Genomic DNA, 469 nt, shown 5'->3' on the forward strand with positions numbered 1-469 from the left:
GCGCATCGTTCGGCGCGGTGAAGGTCACGGTGCCGGTAGTTTTGCCGACTTCGATGGTGATGTTCTGGCCGTTGGCCAAGGTCACGACGACAGGCGAACCGGTGACGGGTGCGCCAACGGTGGCAGTGTAAGTAACGGTGCCACCTTCAGCCGCCGACTCGGTGGCGGTCAGTTTGACGGTGGTGGTGTCGACGGTATCGGTCACGTCGGTGACGGCTGGAACGGTGCTCGGAACGAGGTTCTCGAAGTTGCCGCCAGTGGCGTCCTTGATGGTGACTTCGACCTTGCCGGCGTCTTTATAGACGTCATCGGCTGGCGCCGGAACGGTCACGGTGCCAGTGGTCTTGCCCGCTTCGATGGTGATCACCGAACCGTTCGACAGGGTCACGGTGACTGGCGTGCCAGCCGGGTTGGTCAGGGTCGCGGTGTAAACGATCGAACCGCCTTCAGCCACGGTGCCGGTCGCGCT

At 63.3% G+C, this 469-nt stretch carries 1 protein-coding gene; it reads right to left on the reverse strand.

All coding sequences use genetic code 11. The features are described 5' to 3' along the window. A partial coding sequence (locus DBR24_RS34320) for an immunoglobulin-like domain-containing protein (protein ID WP_256591959.1) occupies positions 1 to 469 on the reverse strand: 469 nt, incomplete at both ends.

Source organism: Pseudomonas sp. HMWF006 (assembly GCF_003061205.1).
In the GTDB taxonomy this organism is placed as follows: Bacteria; Pseudomonadota; Gammaproteobacteria; order Pseudomonadales; family Pseudomonadaceae; genus Aquipseudomonas; species Aquipseudomonas monsensis.